Raw genomic sequence first — 15,942 nt, 5'->3', positions numbered from 1 at the left:
AAGCCCCGCCACCCCTCACGGTCGCCAGGCGGCCCCCCGCCCGGCGCGGCCCGCATGCGACTCCGGTCGCACGGGCAGGGCGCCCGTGTACGACTCCGGTCGCATGGGGAGGCGCCTCGAACTGCCACTCCGGTCGCACACGGTGGAGACCCGGGACCGATGCGGCACCGCGCACCCCGCCCGGAGGATGACCCGGTGACCGAGATCGTCGCGGGGCTGCACATGTCCCCCCTGGAGTTCCTCGCCCTGCTGGGCGCCGTCGCGCTGGTGACGGCGCGCTGGCTCCCGCCCGCCGCCCGCCCGCGCGCCGTGGTCGCGGCGGGCGCGGTGCTCGTGCCGTCCGTGATCGCGCTGGCCGTGACGGGCGTCCGCTGGCAGATGCTGCCGGTGCTGGCGGGCGCCGCCGTCGCCTCGCCGTTCGCCCTCGCCCCCCTGCTGCGGCGCCGCACCGGCCGGCCGGCACGGCGGGCCCGGTGGTGGGTGGCGCTGCCGGGCACGGCGGTCTGCGCCGGCCTGGTCGCGGCGGGCCCGGCCGCCGCCTGGGCCTTCCCCGTACCCGTGTTCCCCGAGCCGTCGGGCCGCTTCGCGGTCGGCACCCGGGTGGTGCAGTGGACCGACCCGCACCGCCCCGAGGGCTTCACCGCCGACCCGCACGACCGGCGCACGGTCGTCGTCCAGCTCTGGTACCCCGCGAGCGGCGGCCCCGAGGACGTGCGGCGGGCCCGGTACCTGGGGCGCACCGAGCACGAGGCGCGCACCGTCGCCGACGCCCTCGCCCGGCAGGTCGGCATACCCGGCTTCCTGGTCGACGGCGTCCCGCGCGCCCGTACCCGCTCGGTCCCCGACGCCCCGGTGGCCGGCGGGGGCGGACGGTTCCCGGTCGTGCTGTTCTCCCCCGGATCGGGCGGCGTGCGCACCCAGAACACCGCCTGGGCGGAGGAGGTGGCCAGCCACGGCTACGTGGTCGCCGCCCTCGACCACCCGTACGACTCCGCCGCCGTCGTCCTCGCCGACGGCCGGACGATCCGCACCAGGACCGTCTCCACCGGCGACCGCGCCAGGGACGGCGAGCTGTCGGCCCGCTGGACGGCCGTCCGGGCCGCCGACCTCCGCTTCGTCCTCACCCGGCTGGAGAGCCCGGGCCGGGACGGGGCCACCGCCCCGCTCGCCGGACGCCTGGACACCGGCCGGGTCGCGGTCACCGGTCACTCCATGGGCGGTGCCGCCGCCCTGCAGGCGGCCCGGCAGGACCACCGGTTCGACGCCGTCATAGACCTGGACGGCTACCCCCACGGCCCCACCTCCCCCGCCNNNTCCNCNGNCCGNTNNTNGCGCNCACCCAGACCGTCACCCCCGAGACCGACCCGCGCTACCTCCCCCGGCTCGCCGAGGCCCTCGGGAGCAACACCGCGACGAGCTACCGGCTCACCCTCCCCGGCACCACCCACCTCACCTTCATGGACGGCCCCCTGTACCTGCCGCCCGTGCCCTCGGCGGTCGGCTCCCTCGGCCGCGCCGAAAGCCCGCGCGCCGTCGCCGCGCCCACGCTCGCCTTCCTCGACGCCACCCTGCGCAACCGCCCCGGCGACCTGGCCCGCACCCTGTCGGCCCACGGCGACCTCGACGTCCGGTCCCCGGGGAGCCGCCGCTGACTGGCGGTGCCGAGACGGCCGGCGGTGCGGCGGCCGGCCGGCACCGGGAACGGCGGGGACGTTCCCCCGCCGGTCGCGGGGGAGGTCCCCCGGACCGAGACGCCGGGAGACCCCAGCGCGGCCCGCGCCGCGACGCAGGAGGATCGACGCATCGGCTCGGGGAGCCGCCGCACACGAGGAGCGATCACATGCACGGGTACGGGAAGCCGATCGGCCGACGAGGACTGCTCGCGCTCACGGCGGCGTTCGCCGCCACGGCGGCGTTCGCCCCGGCGGCTTCCGCGGCCCCGCGCCCGCCCGCCGTACCCGGCGCGCCTCCCGCGTCCCTCACGCCCCCGGCGTCCCCCGCGGGCGTCGTGCGTTCCCTGGAGCGCGTCGCGCACCCGCTGCGCTCCACGGACCCCGGCGGTCCGACGGCGGACCTGCGGGCGCTGGCCGCCATGGTCGGAGACGCGAAGGTGGTGGGCCTCGGCGAGGCCACGCACGGTTCGCACGAGTTCTTCGCCATGAAGCACCGCGTCTTCCGGCACCTCGTCGAGGAGCGCGGCTTCACCGCCTTCGCCCTGGAGATGAGCTGGTCGGCCGGGCTCAGGATCGACGAGTACCTCCAGGGCGGCCCCGGCGACCCGCGGCGGATCGCACGGGAGACGCTGGCCGGATCCCCCTGGGAACGCGAGGAGTTCGTCCGCCTGATCGGCTGGATGCGCGACCACAACGACCGCCACCCCGACCGCCGGGTCCACTTCGTGGGCGACGACCTCGGGGCGCCGGGACTCGGCGACCACATCTTCGAACGGGTCCTGTCGTCCGTCGCCACGACCAGGCCGGAGGCGCTGCCCCGGCTTGAGGAGCTGTACGCGCAGCTGCGCCCCTTCGACGATGTCTTCGCCCACCTGCGCAAGCCGCTCGCGGAGCGCGAGGAGGACGCCGCGCGGGCCCGGGAGGCCCTCGACCTGGTCGCCGGGTACGGGGAGGCCGGTGACGGGGACTACGCGTGGACCGTGCAGCACGCCCGGAACATCGCGCAGACCTTCGCCTTCGCCACCGTCGACCTCGCCGACCCCGCCTCGGTCACGGCCGCGGAGCGCCTGCGCGACCAGGCCATGGCCGACAACGTGCTGTGGTGGCAGCGCCGGACCGGCCACCGGATGCTGCTGTCCGCCCACAACGGCCACGTCGGCTACCTGTCCACCCACCCCGACCTGTACCCGCGCACCCAGGGCGCCGTGCTGCGCGACCGCCTGGGCCGCGACTACGCGGCGATCGGCTTCACCTTCGCCGGCGGCTCCTTCCTCACCAAGGACGCCTCCCTCGACGGCGACTGGAAGCCGGTCACCGTCCCGGCGGCGCGCCCCGGCATGCACGAGCACACCCTGGACCGGGTCGCGTACCGGGACTTCTACCTGGACCTGCGGACGGCACCCGCCGGGGCCCGGACCTGGCTCGACCGGCCCCGGCAGGTCTACGACGCCGGTTCGACCTTCACCCCCGACCCCCTGCCCACCCTCGCGGTCGGCCGGGCCTACGACGTCCTCGTCCACCTCCACCGGGTCCGGACGGCCGACAGGCTCTGAACCCCCGCCCGGGGCCGTGGGCCCCACCAGGGCCTGGGCCTCCAGGGCCGTGGGCCCCGCCCGGCGGCGACCGCGGTCCGGCCGCGTACGACCGCGCGACCGGCCGGCCGCACGACCGACCGACTGCGCGACTGACCGACCACACGACCGACCGACCGCGCGACCGACCGACCGCGCAACCGACCGACTGCACGACCGACCGCTCACGCGGCTCGCTCACGCGGCTCGTTCAGGCGGGCGGTCCCGGTGCCCGCCCCGGGCGCGGCGTCCGGCATGCCATGCCCGCCGCCAGTACGGCCGAGGCCGCCGCCCACCCGGCGAGGCCGTCCGCCGGATGGAGCGGAACGGCCCACCAGGTGTGCGCCGGCTCGCCGTTCACCCCGATACCCCGCCCGGCCACCCGCACCGCGACCAGGACGACGAGGGCGCTCAGGGTGGCGGCCGCGGCGTTCGCCAGCCGGTGCACGACGAGCGCCACACCGGAAAGGAGCACCGCGTTGCGCGCCTCCTGCCCGCCGGTGACGAGACAGCCCACGGCCAGGGTGGCGAGGACGAGCACGTGGTCGGTGTGGTGCGGGTGCCGGACCGTGGTGGTCTCGGCGGTGTGCAGGCGCCGGTCCCACACGTACACCAGTGCCCCGACGAGCAGGACGGGGCTGAAGTAGCGGGCGGGTGCGCCGCTCATGCCTCCGGTGAGTGTCGGCACCGGGACGAGGAGGCCCTCGGTTCCCGCGGCGACGGCCATGGCCGCCAGGCCGACCGCCGCCACCCACCAGCGGCGCACCGTCAGGAGGTGGAGCCTCACAGCAGCTTCTCGGACCAGCAGTAGCGGTCGCCCCGAACGGCCTGGGTGAACCACGCGACCTGCTGCGCCGCGGGTCTGCGCCGCAGGTCCTCCAGTTCCCGCCGCCGGCCGGGGGCGAGGTCGGCCGGGAGCGGCCGTTCTTCACCGGTCGTGACCAGTGCCGCCCAGTACGCGGGCGTCGTTCCGTCCATGACGCACGCCTTCTTCCCGCCCTGGGCCGCCACGCCCGCGATGAGCGGTCGGACCAGGACGTCCGGCCCCGACCGGGTGGCGCCGCCGGGGTGGCTCCGAGGCGGAGACCAGTGGGTCAGCGGCCACACCCCCGGCGGGACGGGGGCGTCCTCGGAGAGGACGCGCAGCTCGCGGGGAGGGGCCACACCGGCCCGTTCCACACGGGCGAGCGGTTCGAGGGTGTCGCGGCGCAGCGTGTCCGCGTAGGGCCGGTACTCCGGCGGGACGCACACCCGGGGCGCTTCGCCGACGCACACGAGGGCGGTGCCGCGCGCCCGGACGTGCCCCCCGTACCCCCATCCGTCCACCGCCCATCCGCCGCCCGCGAGGGCCCCGGCGACGACGGCCGCACCGGCGGCGACACCCATCCGGCGCCGCCGCCCGGTCATGAGCCACGCCGCCAGGACCAGGGAGGCGGTGACGGCCCACGCCACGAAGTACACCGTGGGAACCTGCGTCACGGTCGGGTCCGAGAGCGTCGCGACGAACCCGTTGACATGCCGCCACCAGGGCGCGGTGAAGGACTGGGGAAAGGCCAGCCACGCCCAGCAGCCGATCCCGAGCAGCGGCGCGGCCACGCTCCTGGGCAGCGCCCTGCCCGCGCACCACCCGATGGCCAGCCACCCGGCCGGCAGCAGCACCAGGTGGGCGACGGCGAGCCACCCGGGCCCGCTCGGCCACACTCCGACCTTCACCCGGGCGATGACGAGCGCGGTGGCGGACAGCACCGCGTGCAGCACCCACAGGGGAGCGGTGGCGCGCGCCAGGCGCCGCCACACCGGACGGGGGCTCGTGGCGTCCATGTGGCCCAGTCGGCGGTGGCGCCCCGCGGCCCAGGCGGCTCCCGCCGCCATCACCGGAGCGGTCACCGCGACCCCGACGGAGGCGAGTTCCCCGGACTGGACCCCGTAGCGGGAGGACCACGCCATGCCGTACGAGTCGAGGTAGAGCCACAGGTAGGAGGCGGCCGGGAGGATCAGCCACAGCACCGCGGAGGCGCGCAGTTCGGCCCACTTCAGCATGCCGCGCCTCCGGTGAGGGAGATGTAGGCGCTGGTCAGGTGGCGGCCGGGGGCGCAGCCCGGTTCGGCGTGCGCGGTGAACTCGTCCATGGTCCCGGAGAACCGGACACGGCCCTCGGAGAGGACCGCGACGTGGTCGAAGGCGGTGTCGAGGTCGGCGACGTCGTGGGTGGACAGGACGACGTGCACCGATCCGCGTAAGTCGTTCAGGACGCTCAGGAAGGTCTCGCGCTGCCGGGGGTCCAGCCCGACCGTGGGTTCGTCCAGCAGGAGCACTTCGGCGCGGTGCACGAGCGCCTGGGCGATGGCGACGCGCTGCTGCTGCCCGCCCGAGAGCCGGTCGATCCGGTGGCGGGCGCGGTCGTCGAGCCCCACGCGCTCCAGGGCCTGCGGGGCGGCGCGCCAGGCGGCCTTCTCGCTCATGCCCTTGAGCCAGCCCGCGTAGGCGACGTGTTCGTGGCAGGTCATGCCCGGCAGGAAGTCCGGTTTCTGCGGCAGCCAGGCCACGGCCCGCCGGTAGGGGCCGCGTTGGCGCCGCACGGCGGGGTCGAGGCCGCGGTAGAGGACACGGCCGCTGCCGGGGCGGGTGGCGGAGGCCCCCAGGGAGAGCAGGGTGCTCTTGCCGGCTCCGTTGGGCCCCAGGAGGACCGTGTGCCCGGGGGGCATGCGCAGGGTGAGACCGTCGAGGACGGGGCGTGAGCGGTACCGGTAGCCGAACGTGCAGGCGTCGTAGTGCAGGGGCATGCGGAGCCTTACGCGAGGAAGGCCCCCGTCCTCCCCGCCGGGAAACGGAGGCGGGGAGGGCGGGGNGGCTTGTGGGTGGGCGGGTGCGAGACACCGTGGTGTTCGTACGGACGGTCTGGGGGGCCGCGGCGGTTTCGTCCACGGCAGAGGGGGAGTCCCCGCTCGTGATGCGGCGGCGAGGCCGTCCGGCGGTCACCGAGGCCGTACGGGCGCCGAGCGGCACGCCGGCGGGAGTTCGGGGCGGGCCCGCACCGGCGCGTGTGGGGGGTGCGGTCGGGCGCGAGGACGCGGAGGGGCCACGCCTTCGTTCGTCCCCCGGCGCCGCCGCGTCCGGCGGGTGCCGTGGCGCCCGCCCGGGAAGTCACCCCCGCGGCCCGGCGGGGTCGTCCCGGAAGATCCGGTCCAGGTGGTGTCCGAGGATCGCGGCGGCCTCCTCCGGGCCGCGCTGCCCGACGAGGACGCCGGTGCCGAGCCCCGCGGACAGGGCGAGCAGGCTGACGGCTTCCAGCCGGGGGTCCACGCCGGGCCGGGTGAGGCCCTCCTCCTCCGCCTGCCGGAGCAGTCCGACCAGGGCGCTCTCGGCGGCGTCGGGGTCCCTGACGAAGGGCTGGGCGGCGAGCGCCCGGTCGGTGACGGACAGCACGGCGTACGAGGTGTAGACGAGGTGGAAGACGCGGCTCTCCTCGTCCGTCGGCAGCGCCGCCGTCAGCATCGCCTCGACCACCGCGCGCGGCCCCGGATCGGCGCCGGCCGCCCGGACGCGGGCGGCGACGCGCTCCCCGAACCTCCCGGTCAGGTGCCGCAAGCCGTGGAGCAGCAGTTTCTCCTTGGTCTCGAAGTAGTACTGCACCAGTCGCAGCGACACGCCCGCCTCCGCCGCCACGTCGCGCATGCCGACGGCGTGCAGCCCGCGCCGTGCCGCCACACGGAGGAGGGCTCCGGCGATCTCGGCGCGCCGCTCCGCGTGGTCCACGCGCTTGGGCATCGGCCGCTCCTTCGTTCCTCGTCGCCGCGGAGGTCCCCGCCCCTTGATGGTACATCCGTACCAAATTGGTGGTACGTTCGTACCACAGAAGATCGCAGCCGGAGGTGACCGTGTACCGGAGTCCCGCCCGAACCCAGACGGACGTCGGCCGATTCGTGGACGACGCCCGGCGCGACCGCTACTTCGCCGCCTGCGACGCGGTGTACGCGCTGGGCGCGCCCGCCTCGGCGGAGACGGACGTGGAGACGTCCTTCGGCACCACCCACGTCTACACGTACGGACCCGCCGACCCGGCCGCCCGCTCGCGCGTCCCCGTCGTCCTGGTCCACGGGGCGGGCTCCTGCTCCGCCATGTGGTACCCGAACACCCCCGCGCTCAGCGCCGCCCGCCCGGTTTATGCCGTCGACACCCCCGGCGACCCGGGACGCAGCGTCCAGCGCGCACCTCTCGACCGACCCGAGGACGCCGCACGGTGGCTGGACGAGACGCTCGCCGGACTCGGACTCGACCGCGTGCACCTGGTCGGCGCCTCCTACGGTGGATGGCTCGCCCTCAACCAGGCGCACCGCAGGCCCGAACGCCTCGCCTCGGTCACCCTGCTCGACCCCGGGGGCCTGGAGAAGGTCGGGCCGCGCTTCTTCGCCTGGATATTCGCCAGCCTCTTCGCGACCTTCGCGCCCGAAGCCCTGCGGCCGCGGCTGGCGGCCTGGCTGGAGCAACCGGTCCTCGTCGTGCCGGAGCTGCGCACCATGATCAGGCAGGGCGTCCGTGCCTACCGGGTACGCCGTCCCGCCCCGCTGCCCCTGTCCGACGACGAACTGTCCACCATCCGCACCCCGCTCTACCTGGTCCTCGGCAAGCGGAGTCTCCTGGTGCACCCGCGCAGGCAGGTCGAGCGCGTCCCGCGCCTGATACCGGGCGCCCGCGCCGAGATCGTCTCCGGCACCGGCCACGGACCCCAGATCGACCAGGCGGACGAAGTCAACCGCAGGATGCTGGACTTCATGGCCTCCGCCGACTGACGGGCCGGTCGCGCCCCCGGTCGGTGGCTCCGGGCGGTACGGGCAGTACGGGCGACCACGGGTCCGGCATCGGAACCGGCACCGGAGCCGGCGCCTCGGGCCCGGGACGGCAGCCCGGCGTCATCACCGATCACCCCGCGCCGAACGGTGGGGGCGGGCGCTCAGGCATCAGGGGCGGCCCGGGCCCCTTCCGGGCTCGTCTCGGCGGTACCCGCCGCCACCCCAGCCACTACGCTGGCGGCGGAGAGGGGCCGGCATGCTGCTGAGATTCCGCACGGCCAACGTGCGGTCACTGCGCGACGAGCAGGAGCTGACGTTCGTCGTGTCCGGGGACGAGCCGAGCGCCGCGGCGCGGCGCGTCGAACTGGCCGGGGGCGCGATCGGGGTGCTCCCCCTGGTGGGCGTCTTCGGCGCCAACGCCTCGGGCAAGTCGAACGTCCTCGCCGCGATGACCGACATGAGCGGCGCGGTGCAGAACTCCTACGCACGCTGGGCCGCCTACGACGGAACGGACCGGACCCCCTTCGCACTGAGCGGCAGGGGCGACGCGGAGCCCAGTTTCTACGAGGTGGACCTCGTCCTCGACGGGGTGCGCTGGACGTACGGCTTCGAACTGGGCCCGGAGCGCGTCGAGGCCGAGTGGCTGCACTGCTACCCGCGCGGCCACCGCCAGGTGTGGCTCGACCGGGACGCCTCGCGCGCCAAGGTCTACGACTGGCCGGGCGCCCGCGTGCGGGACCGGGCGGGCCTGGAGCGCCGCACCCGGCCGAACGCCCTGGTGCTCTCCACCGCCGGCACGGACAACCACCCGCAGCTCACCCCCCTCTTCCACTGGTTCCGCCGCAACCTCTGGCTGGTCAACCCCGAGGTCGAGCGGGTGGAGAGGGAGACGTTCACGACCCGTGAACTGACCGGCGGGCGCGCCCGCCGCATCAACGAGCTGCTGCGGGTCGCGGACCTCGGCATCACCGGAGCGGAAGCCGTCGAAGGCCCCGGAGGCCGACCGGAGGTCCGGCTCACCCACCGGTCCGCCACGGGCGACGTCCCCCTCGACTGGCGGGACGAGTCCTACGGAACCCGCTCCTGGTTCGCCCTCCTCGGCCCGCTGCTGCTGGCCCTGGACGAGGGAGCGGTCCTGCTCGTCGACGAACTCGACGCCAGCCTGCACCCCCGCTTCGCCGCCGAGGTCATCCGGCTGTTCCACGACCCCCGGGCCAACCCCAGGGGGGCGCAGCTCGTCTTCACCTCGCACGACCCCTCCGTGCTCACCACGCCGAGCGGGGGCCGCCTGCTGGAGCCCGCCCAGGTGTGGCTCACCGAGAAGGACGAGGACGGGGCGACCGAGCTGTACCCGCTCACCGCGGCCTCCCCGGGCGAGGACGAGGACCTGATGAAGTCCTACCTGGCAGGCGCCTTCGGGGCGGTCCCCGCACTGCTGGAGGGCCAGATCGCCCGGCGGCTGCTGGCGGCGAACGAGCGGGAACGCGATTCCGGGACGGAGCGGAGCGGCGGCTGATGGCACGCACGAGGGGGAAGGACTCGCTGGGCCCCGCGAAGAAGGGGCAGCGGCGCTACAGGATCGTCCACGTCTTCACCGAGGGCCAGGTGACCGAGCCGCAGTACATCGAGATCGTGCGCGGCAAGCCCGCCGACACGGGTGTCGAGGTCCGGATCGCGAACGCGTCCGCGCCGGGATCGCAGCGCAAGCCGATCGTGCTGGTCGAAGCGGCGGCACGGCTGATGCGCGAGGAGACACGCGCCGCGAGGAAGGCGAAGCTGGACGAGAAGTTGTGGCCGGAGGTCTGGTGCCTCTTCGACCGCGACGAGCACCAGCAGATCCCCGAGGCCCTGAGGCTCGCCGACGAGGCGGGGGTGCAGGTCGCCTTCTCGCACCCGTGCTTCGAGCTGTGGCGGCTGCTCCACCACAAGCCGGTGCACGGCAAGTTCAGCGGTGTGTGCGGGGAGGTCGTGAGGCAGCTCCCCTTCACCGGGACGCCCGAGGCGCTCAAGCACATGCGGCCGGACGAGCTCCCGCGGGGCAGCTTCGCCCAGGCGAAAAGGTGGGCGCAGAGAATCAACGCCCAACACCCCGCCCACGTGCAGATGGACCGGCGCGACCCGTACACGGACGTGTACGTCTTCGTCGAGAAGGGCCTCAGAGTCACCGGGTACTGACGCGAAGCGGCTGGTCGCGCTCACGGTTATGAGCTCCGCTCCGAGTCGCCGTAGGGTTCCCTCGTCGTATCGGGTCGTAGGGAAGACGGTGACGTGGCCAAGCTCACGCTCGCGCAGCTGGAGCGGCATCTGTTCGCCGCCGCGGACATCCTCCGCGGCACGATGGACGCCTCCGAGTACAAGGACTACATCTTCGGCCTGCTGTTCCTGAAGCGGGCCAACGACGAGTTCGAGGCGGCACGCGAGCGGATCAGAGAGCACGCGGAGACCGTGCTGGGCATGACCGGGGAGCGGCTGGAGGGCTACCTGGAGCGCCCGGCGCCGTACAGCGAGGACGGGGCCCTCTTCGTCCCGAAGGAGGCTCGCTGGGCCAGGATCGCGTCCGGCACCCACAACATCAACGAGACGCGGCTGAGGCCCGCCCTCCAAGCCCTCGAAGGGCAGAACGCCAAGCTCAGAGGCCTCTTCGACCAGCTCGACTTCAACCGTATCGGCGGCTCGGGCGCCACGGCCGGCACGGCGAAGCTCGCCGACCAGCGGCTGAGGATGCTGATCGCCCACTTCGGGCGGGTACGGCTGCGGACGGAGGACTTCGAGTTCCCGGACCTGATCGGTGCCGCCTACGAGTACCTGATCAAGGAGTTCGCCGACACGGCCGGCCGAAAGGGCGGAGAGTTCTACACCCCGCGTGCCGTGGTCCGGATGATGGTCGAGCTGCTCGACCCCAAGGACGGCACGCGCATCTACGACCCCTGCGTCGGCTCGGGCGGCATGCTCATCCACGCCAAGGAGTACGTGGAGGAGCACGGCGGGGACACCGAGAACATGTTCTTCGCCGGTCAGGACGCCAACAGCGGCTCCTGGATCATGTCCACGATGAACATGGTGCTCCACGGCGTCAGCACCCGCTTCGACCTGCGCACCGGCGACACCCTGTCGGAGCCGGCGCACGTCCCGAAGTCCGACGACGACCGGTACGACGGCGTGCTCAGCAACCCGCCGTTCTCCATGGACTACTCGTACGAGCACTACCCGCACAAGGCCGAGCGGGCGAAGTACGGCGCGACGAGCGAGCGCGGCAAGGCCGACCTGATGTTCCTCCAGCACATGCTCTGGATGACCAAGCAGGAGGGACGCGGCGGCATGGTCATCACGGTCATGCCGCACGGTGTGCTCTTCCGGGGCGGCGGCGAGCGGGACATCCGCGCCGAGCTGATTGAGAAGGACGCGATCGAGGCGGTCATCGGCCTCGCCCCGAACCTCTTCTACGGCACCGGCATCCCCGCCTGCATCCTGGTCCTCCGCCCGCCCGGCAGGAGGGACGCCAAGAAGAAGGGCCGGATCCTCTTCGTCAACGCCGACCGCGAGTACCACGCGGAGCGGGCGCAGAACGTCCTCCTGCCCGAGCACGCGGAGAAGATCGTCACCACGTTCCGCGCGTACGATGACGTGCCCGGCTTCGCGCGAGTGGTCGCGCGCGAGGAACTGCGGGAGAACGACTACAACCTCAACATCCGCCGCTACGTCGACAACACGCCCCCGCCGGAGCCGCAGGACGTGCGGGCCCACCTGACGGGCGGCATGCCGCGCACGGAGATCGAGGCCAAGCGGGACCTGCTCGACGCCTACGGAATCCGGCTGGAGGACCTGTTCGCCGAACGGGACCCGGTCGACCCGCAGTACGTGGATTTCCTCCCAGAGGGCGAGCGCCCGGACGCCGCCCGGCTGGCGGAGCTGGCGCGGCCCCGCGAGGAGGAGCTGCGGCGGGCCTTCGCCAAGTGGTGGGACGAGGAGGCCCGCCACCTGGAGGCCGTGGCCGCCACCGACGAGCGCCTGGCCGACCTGACGGCCTCGGAGCGCAAGGCGGCGCTGATGGCCGTACGGAGTTCGCTCATCGACTCCTTCGTCGACTGGCTCGGCGGGATCGGCCTGCTCGACCGGTACGCGCTCGCGGGCGCGGTGGCCGGCTGGTGGTACGAGGCCAAGTACGACCTGCTGGCCCTGTCGGAGAACGGCTTCGCCGGGGTCCTCGACGGCTGGGTGGAGAACGTCGAGACAATGCTCGCGCCCGAACAGGACCCCAGGACCCGGAAGCTGCGCAAGCGCACGGCGGCGGAGCGGCGCCAGGCGTACGACCACAAGGTGGTCGCGGCGATCGTCCCGGAGTTCCTCACGGAACTGGCCGAGGCGGACGCCCGCAAGGCGGAGCTGGACGCCCGCTGGAAGGAACTCAACGCCGAGCCGGAGGCTTCGGAGGACGGCGAGACCGAGGGTGACGAGGACGCTGTCACACGGGAACAGGTCGAGCTGAGCGTGGAGCAGCTGGCGGAGCTGGCGCACGTGAAGAGGGAACGCACGAAGGCCGCGGCGCGTATCAAGAAGCTTGAGGCGGAGTTCTGGTTCCCCTGGCCGGACCCGTCCAAGCTGGCCGAGGACCCGCCGAGGCTGATCGCGGCGCGAAAGCGGTACGCGCAGGACCCGGAGGGCGAGCGCCGGGTGGTGCTCGACCTGCTGCGGGACGACCTGGCGGGCAAGCTGGAAGGCCATATGGTCCGGCGCCGGCGGGAGTTGATCGACGCGTACACGGTGTGGACAGACAAGTACGCGGTCTCGCTGCGGGAGATTCAGGCCCTGCGTGAGGAAGCTACTGAGCGGTTCAGTGGATTCCTGAAGGAGCTCGGCTATGAGAGCTAGCGGCTGGGTTACGACACGCCTGTCGAAGGTCCTGGATGAGGTATTTGCAGGCGCTTGGGGGGATAGTCCATCGGACTCTATGAATCCGAACGTGCATGTACTTCGGGCGACAAATATCAATAATGAAGGCCACATTGACTACAGTAAGCCCGCTCCAAGGGTATTTTCTGCACAGGAGGTGACTCGAAAGCGGCTGATCACTGGCGATCTCATCGTTGAGGCATCGGGTGGAGGTCCGGGGACCCCTGTGGGAAGGGTGGCCCTCCACAGGGGGGATGTTGATGGACGCGTGTTTGCTTGCTCAAACTTCTTCCGTGCCATGCGGCCAAACTTGGAAATCGTAGATCCAGATTTTCTGGTGCAGGTTCTCGTCAAGGTTTACCGGTCACCTGAGATCTGGCGTTACCAGCAGCAGACCACAGGTCTAGTAAACCTTAAATTTAGGGACTATCTGGAGCAGCCCGTACTTATTCCGCCGCTTAACGAGCAGCGGCGGATCGTCGAGGTGATCAACGCGATGGCGGCGCAGGAACGTGCCATTATGCGGTCCATCGCCAAGCTGGATCAGGTGCGGGAGGGTGTGACGGCTGCTCAACTCGTTGGTGTTGAGCTTACTCGATTCGAAGATGTCATCGAGTATGGACCGCAGAACGGGATCTATAAACAGGCTTCTTCGTATGGTATCGACGGGACACCTATTGTCCGCATCGACAGCTTCAGGGGAGGTCCGTCGGACTTCACTCGGAACCTGCTGAGAGTCTCGTTGACTGCGCCAGAAATCTCTTCCTATGGCCTTGCTGTCGGTGATATTGTCATTAATCGAGTGAATACGCCGGAACTGGTTGGAAAATCCACGTCGGTTCGCGAGTTGACTGAACCGACAGTCTTTGAGTCGAACATGATGCGGTGTAAGGTTCGAGCTGACCGAGCTGTGCCAGCATTCGTCGAAATGTGGCTGGGTAGTGCACTGCCTAAGAAGCACTTCAGGGTGCGTGCCAAGAGTGCTATTTCTCAAGCCAGTATCAACGGCGACGACGTCCGCGACTGCCCGTTCCCTTGTATCGAGGTACGGGAACAGCGCGCAATCCTTGACCGCTTGGCGGCCGTGACTGTACAGCAGCGCGTGGAAGAGGCTGAACTTGTGAAGCTGAGGAACACGAAGCAAGGGCTCGTGGACGATCTGCTGAGCGGTAGGTCCTGATCAGGCCCAGATGTCTTTGACGGCAGCGACGAAAGACGACCAGCTGGAGTTGCGAAAGACCAAAGCTGGGCCGTCAGGAATCTTCGAGTCGCGGACCGGGACCCCTGAGGGATAGTCGTCCAGCACCTCTACGCAACTGCCGCCGTCCCCGCTGCTGTACGACGACTTGCGCCAGCCGCTCAATATGGCAGCGTTCGGGATGGTGCGCTCAGTCATCGTGCCCGTATTCCTCTGCAGTCGCCCTCAGTAGGGCGAGCGACTCCTTGCGGGGGAGTGCGTCGCCCAAGGCGAGAGTGTAGGTGCGCTGCAACGTCTCGACCAGGGCGGGCGAGTCGTGCATCTTGCCCATGAGCACCCCCTCGCCGTAGGCGACCGGAGGCTGGTCGTCGAACATCATCAGCGACAGCATCCCTTGAAGTAGCGGGTGGTAGCCCGCCCCGAAGGGGAGTACGTGCACGCGGACCCGCTCGCACTCCACCATGCCGATGATGTGAGTCAGTTGCTCCGCCATGATCTCCGGGCTCCCGACGTGGCGGCGCAGTACCGCCTCGTCCAGGAGGGCGCAGAACAGTGGAGTGACCGGGTCGGAAAGGATCATTCCTCGCTTCAGCCGTGTGACGAGGAGCCTGTCACGCTCCTCTTCACTCCGAGGGGTGACGCTCGGCCGTAGAACCGCACGGGCGTACCCCTCAGTCTGGAGAACACCGGGCACAAGGGACAGCGCGAACTCCTGGATCACCGTCGCCTGCCGCTCAAGGGCCAACGCCGCCTCGAAGTAGTCCGCGACCGCCACGTCCTGCTTCGGCAGGAAGCTCTGCAACACGTTCCCCGTGCCCAGCGCCGCGTCCAGCCGCCGTGCGTCCTCCGTCGACGGAATCCTGCGGCCCGCCTCGATGTGGGCGATGTGCGAGCGGGTCATGATCGCGAGATCGGCCAGCTCCTGTTGGGTGAGGCCGGACGCCTCCCGCTGCGCCTTCAGCCACTCCCCGTAGACGTTCGTCATCGTCAACCCCTTTGCGACAAAAGCTCTGTCACCTCGAACCCCCTGGTCAGCGTAGCCCTGTCGGTCCCACGCTGTGAGGGAATCGCTACGGAGTGAAGTTCCGGCGGGCGGACGCGCCCGGCGGAGCGGAGCCGAACGTGCGAGACCCCCGCGACCGACGTGAACGGTCCGGGGGCGTGGCCCTCAACTACACAGGAGTTGACGACGTGTTGCACTGTATCGCCCGGGTGCTCGACCCGCTGCTGCGGCTCTTGTGGCCGCCGCCAGGCCGCCATCGCCAGCCGTGTGCCCACCCCCTCTCCGTACCGCCTTCGCTCGCACCCGATCCCGCACCTGCTCCCGCGCCCGAGCCGCGGTTCCGGGGAGAGGACAGCCCGCTCGTCCGGCCCTACCTCCTGGCGCATGAGCGCCGCCAGGCCGAAGCCCGCCGTCAGCGAGGCCGCCGCCGTGCCCTCTGGCTCGCCGTGCACGGCATCGACATCGGCCCGCGCCTCATCCACGGAAGGGAGGTCACGCCGTGATCCGGTACACCACCGAGGCCGCCCGGCTGCTCCCCTGGACCGGTGCCGAGGGCCAGCCCTGCTACCTCATCGGTGACGGCGAGGGTTACGTGTCCCGCGTCGCCGACAACGTCGAAAGCGTGCAGCTCGACATGGCGGAGGATCTCCTCGGTCACGTCGAGGACCTGCTGGGCGACCGTTCGGCGACCCCCGAGCAGCTCCGCTACGTCGTCGCCCGCCTGTCGGAGTCCCTGCGCGACGTGCACCGCGTCGCGCTGAGCCGGGGCGCACGGCTGGAGGCGGACGCCGCTCGCGCCGATCACCCCGAGTAGTCG

The 15,942-nt window shown here is 71.9% G+C and carries 13 protein-coding genes and 2 pseudogenes; 9 read left to right on the top strand and 6 right to left on the bottom strand.

The window, feature by feature from the left end:
* Positions 1-54 precede the first annotated feature (54 nt).
* From MW084_RS09765 to MW084_RS09755, 3 genes and pseudogenes are all read left to right on the top strand, one after another.
* Positions 55-1,311, top strand: a pseudogene (locus MW084_RS09765) (alpha/beta hydrolase family protein); the annotation flags it as partial.
* Positions 1,312-1,336: 25 nt separating this feature from the next.
* A pseudogene (locus tag MW084_RS09760) lies at positions 1,337-1,652 on the top strand (hypothetical protein); the annotation flags it as partial.
* 188 nt (positions 1,653-1,840) lie between these two features.
* On the top strand, positions 1,841-3,226 hold the full coding sequence (locus MW084_RS09755) for an erythromycin esterase family protein (protein ID WP_010472079.1): 1,386 nt from the start codon (positions 1,841-1,843) through the stop codon (positions 3,224-3,226).
* Between the two features lie 229 nt (positions 3,227-3,455).
* Here MW084_RS09755 and MW084_RS09750 read toward each other — a convergent pair whose 3' ends face one another.
* The 4 genes from MW084_RS09750 to MW084_RS09735 all read right to left on the bottom strand — a co-directional run bounded on the left by MW084_RS09750 (position 3,456) and on the right by MW084_RS09735 (position 7,012).
* Positions 3,456-4,031, bottom strand: coding sequence for a hypothetical protein (locus tag MW084_RS09750; protein WP_010472078.1), 576 nt, complete (start codon positions 4,029-4,031; stop codon positions 3,456-3,458).
* Positions 4,028-5,284: a DUF7224 domain-containing protein gene (locus MW084_RS09745; protein WP_010472076.1), complete on the bottom strand. Its 1,257-nt coding sequence runs from the start codon at positions 5,282-5,284 to the stop codon at positions 4,028-4,030. Before MW084_RS09745 ends, MW084_RS09750 begins: the two co-directional genes overlap by 4 nt.
* A complete protein-coding gene (locus MW084_RS09740) occupies positions 5,278-6,027 on the bottom strand; it encodes an ABC transporter ATP-binding protein (RefSeq protein ID WP_010472074.1) in 750 nt (249 codons plus the stop codon). The genes MW084_RS09745 and MW084_RS09740 overlap by 7 nt, the downstream gene beginning before the upstream one ends.
* A gap of 361 nt (positions 6,028-6,388) precedes the next feature.
* Positions 6,389-7,012 (bottom strand): TetR/AcrR family transcriptional regulator, encoded by a 624-nt coding sequence (locus MW084_RS09735; RefSeq protein ID WP_010472071.1) that lies wholly within the window; start codon positions 7,010-7,012, stop codon positions 6,389-6,391.
* A 104-nt stretch (positions 7,013-7,116) separates the two neighbouring features.
* On the opposite strand from MW084_RS09735, the gene MW084_RS09730 reads away from it, so the two are divergent.
* The 5 genes from MW084_RS09730 (at position 7,117) to MW084_RS09710 (ending at position 14,104) form a co-directional block, all read left to right on the top strand.
* Positions 7,117-8,034: an alpha/beta fold hydrolase gene (locus tag MW084_RS09730; RefSeq protein ID WP_010472070.1), complete on the top strand. Its 918-nt coding sequence runs from the start codon at positions 7,117-7,119 to the stop codon at positions 8,032-8,034.
* Positions 8,035-8,290: 256 nt separating this feature from the next.
* The gene (locus MW084_RS09725) at positions 8,291-9,550 is read left to right on the top strand and encodes an AAA family ATPase (protein ID WP_010472068.1); all 1,260 of its coding nucleotides are present in this window, start codon (positions 8,291-8,293) and stop codon (positions 9,548-9,550) included.
* Entirely contained in the window at positions 9,550-10,209 is a 660-nt protein-coding gene (locus tag MW084_RS09720; RefSeq protein WP_010472066.1) for an RloB family protein, read from the top strand. The genes MW084_RS09725 and MW084_RS09720 overlap by 1 nt, the downstream gene beginning before the upstream one ends.
* 93 nt (positions 10,210-10,302) lie before the next feature.
* Positions 10,303-12,903: a type I restriction-modification system subunit M gene (locus MW084_RS09715; RefSeq protein WP_275563547.1), complete on the top strand. Its 2,601-nt coding sequence runs from the start codon at positions 10,303-10,305 to the stop codon at positions 12,901-12,903.
* Positions 12,893-14,104: a restriction endonuclease subunit S gene (locus tag MW084_RS09710; RefSeq protein ID WP_010476574.1), complete on the top strand. Its 1,212-nt coding sequence runs from the start codon at positions 12,893-12,895 to the stop codon at positions 14,102-14,104. The genes MW084_RS09715 and MW084_RS09710 overlap by 11 nt, the downstream gene beginning before the upstream one ends.
* Here the strand turns inward: MW084_RS09710 and MW084_RS09705 are convergent, their stop codons facing one another.
* Together MW084_RS09705 and MW084_RS09700 are read right to left on the bottom strand one after the other, a co-directional pair.
* Positions 14,105-14,320 (bottom strand): DUF397 domain-containing protein, encoded by a 216-nt coding sequence (locus MW084_RS09705; protein ID WP_078572172.1) that lies wholly within the window; start codon positions 14,318-14,320, stop codon positions 14,105-14,107.
* Positions 14,313-15,107 carry a helix-turn-helix domain-containing protein gene (locus MW084_RS09700; protein ID WP_255130013.1) on the bottom strand — a complete coding sequence of 265 codons (795 nt, stop codon included), beginning with the start codon at positions 15,105-15,107 and terminating at the stop codon, positions 14,313-14,315. Before MW084_RS09700 ends, MW084_RS09705 begins: the two co-directional genes overlap by 8 nt.
* 517 nt (positions 15,108-15,624) lie before the next feature.
* Between MW084_RS09700 and MW084_RS09690 the strand changes: the two genes are divergently transcribed.
* A complete protein-coding gene (locus MW084_RS09690) occupies positions 15,625-15,939 on the top strand; it encodes a hypothetical protein (protein ID WP_010472429.1) in 315 nt (104 codons plus the stop codon).
* Positions 15,940-15,942 lie beyond the last annotated feature (3 nt).

This window comes from Streptomyces sudanensis (assembly GCF_023614315.1).
GTDB lineage: Bacteria > Actinomycetota > Actinomycetes > Streptomycetales > Streptomycetaceae > Streptomyces > Streptomyces sudanensis.
The sequence above is the reverse complement of the archived record's forward strand: the minus strand, read 5'-3'. Positions and strand labels throughout refer to the sequence as shown.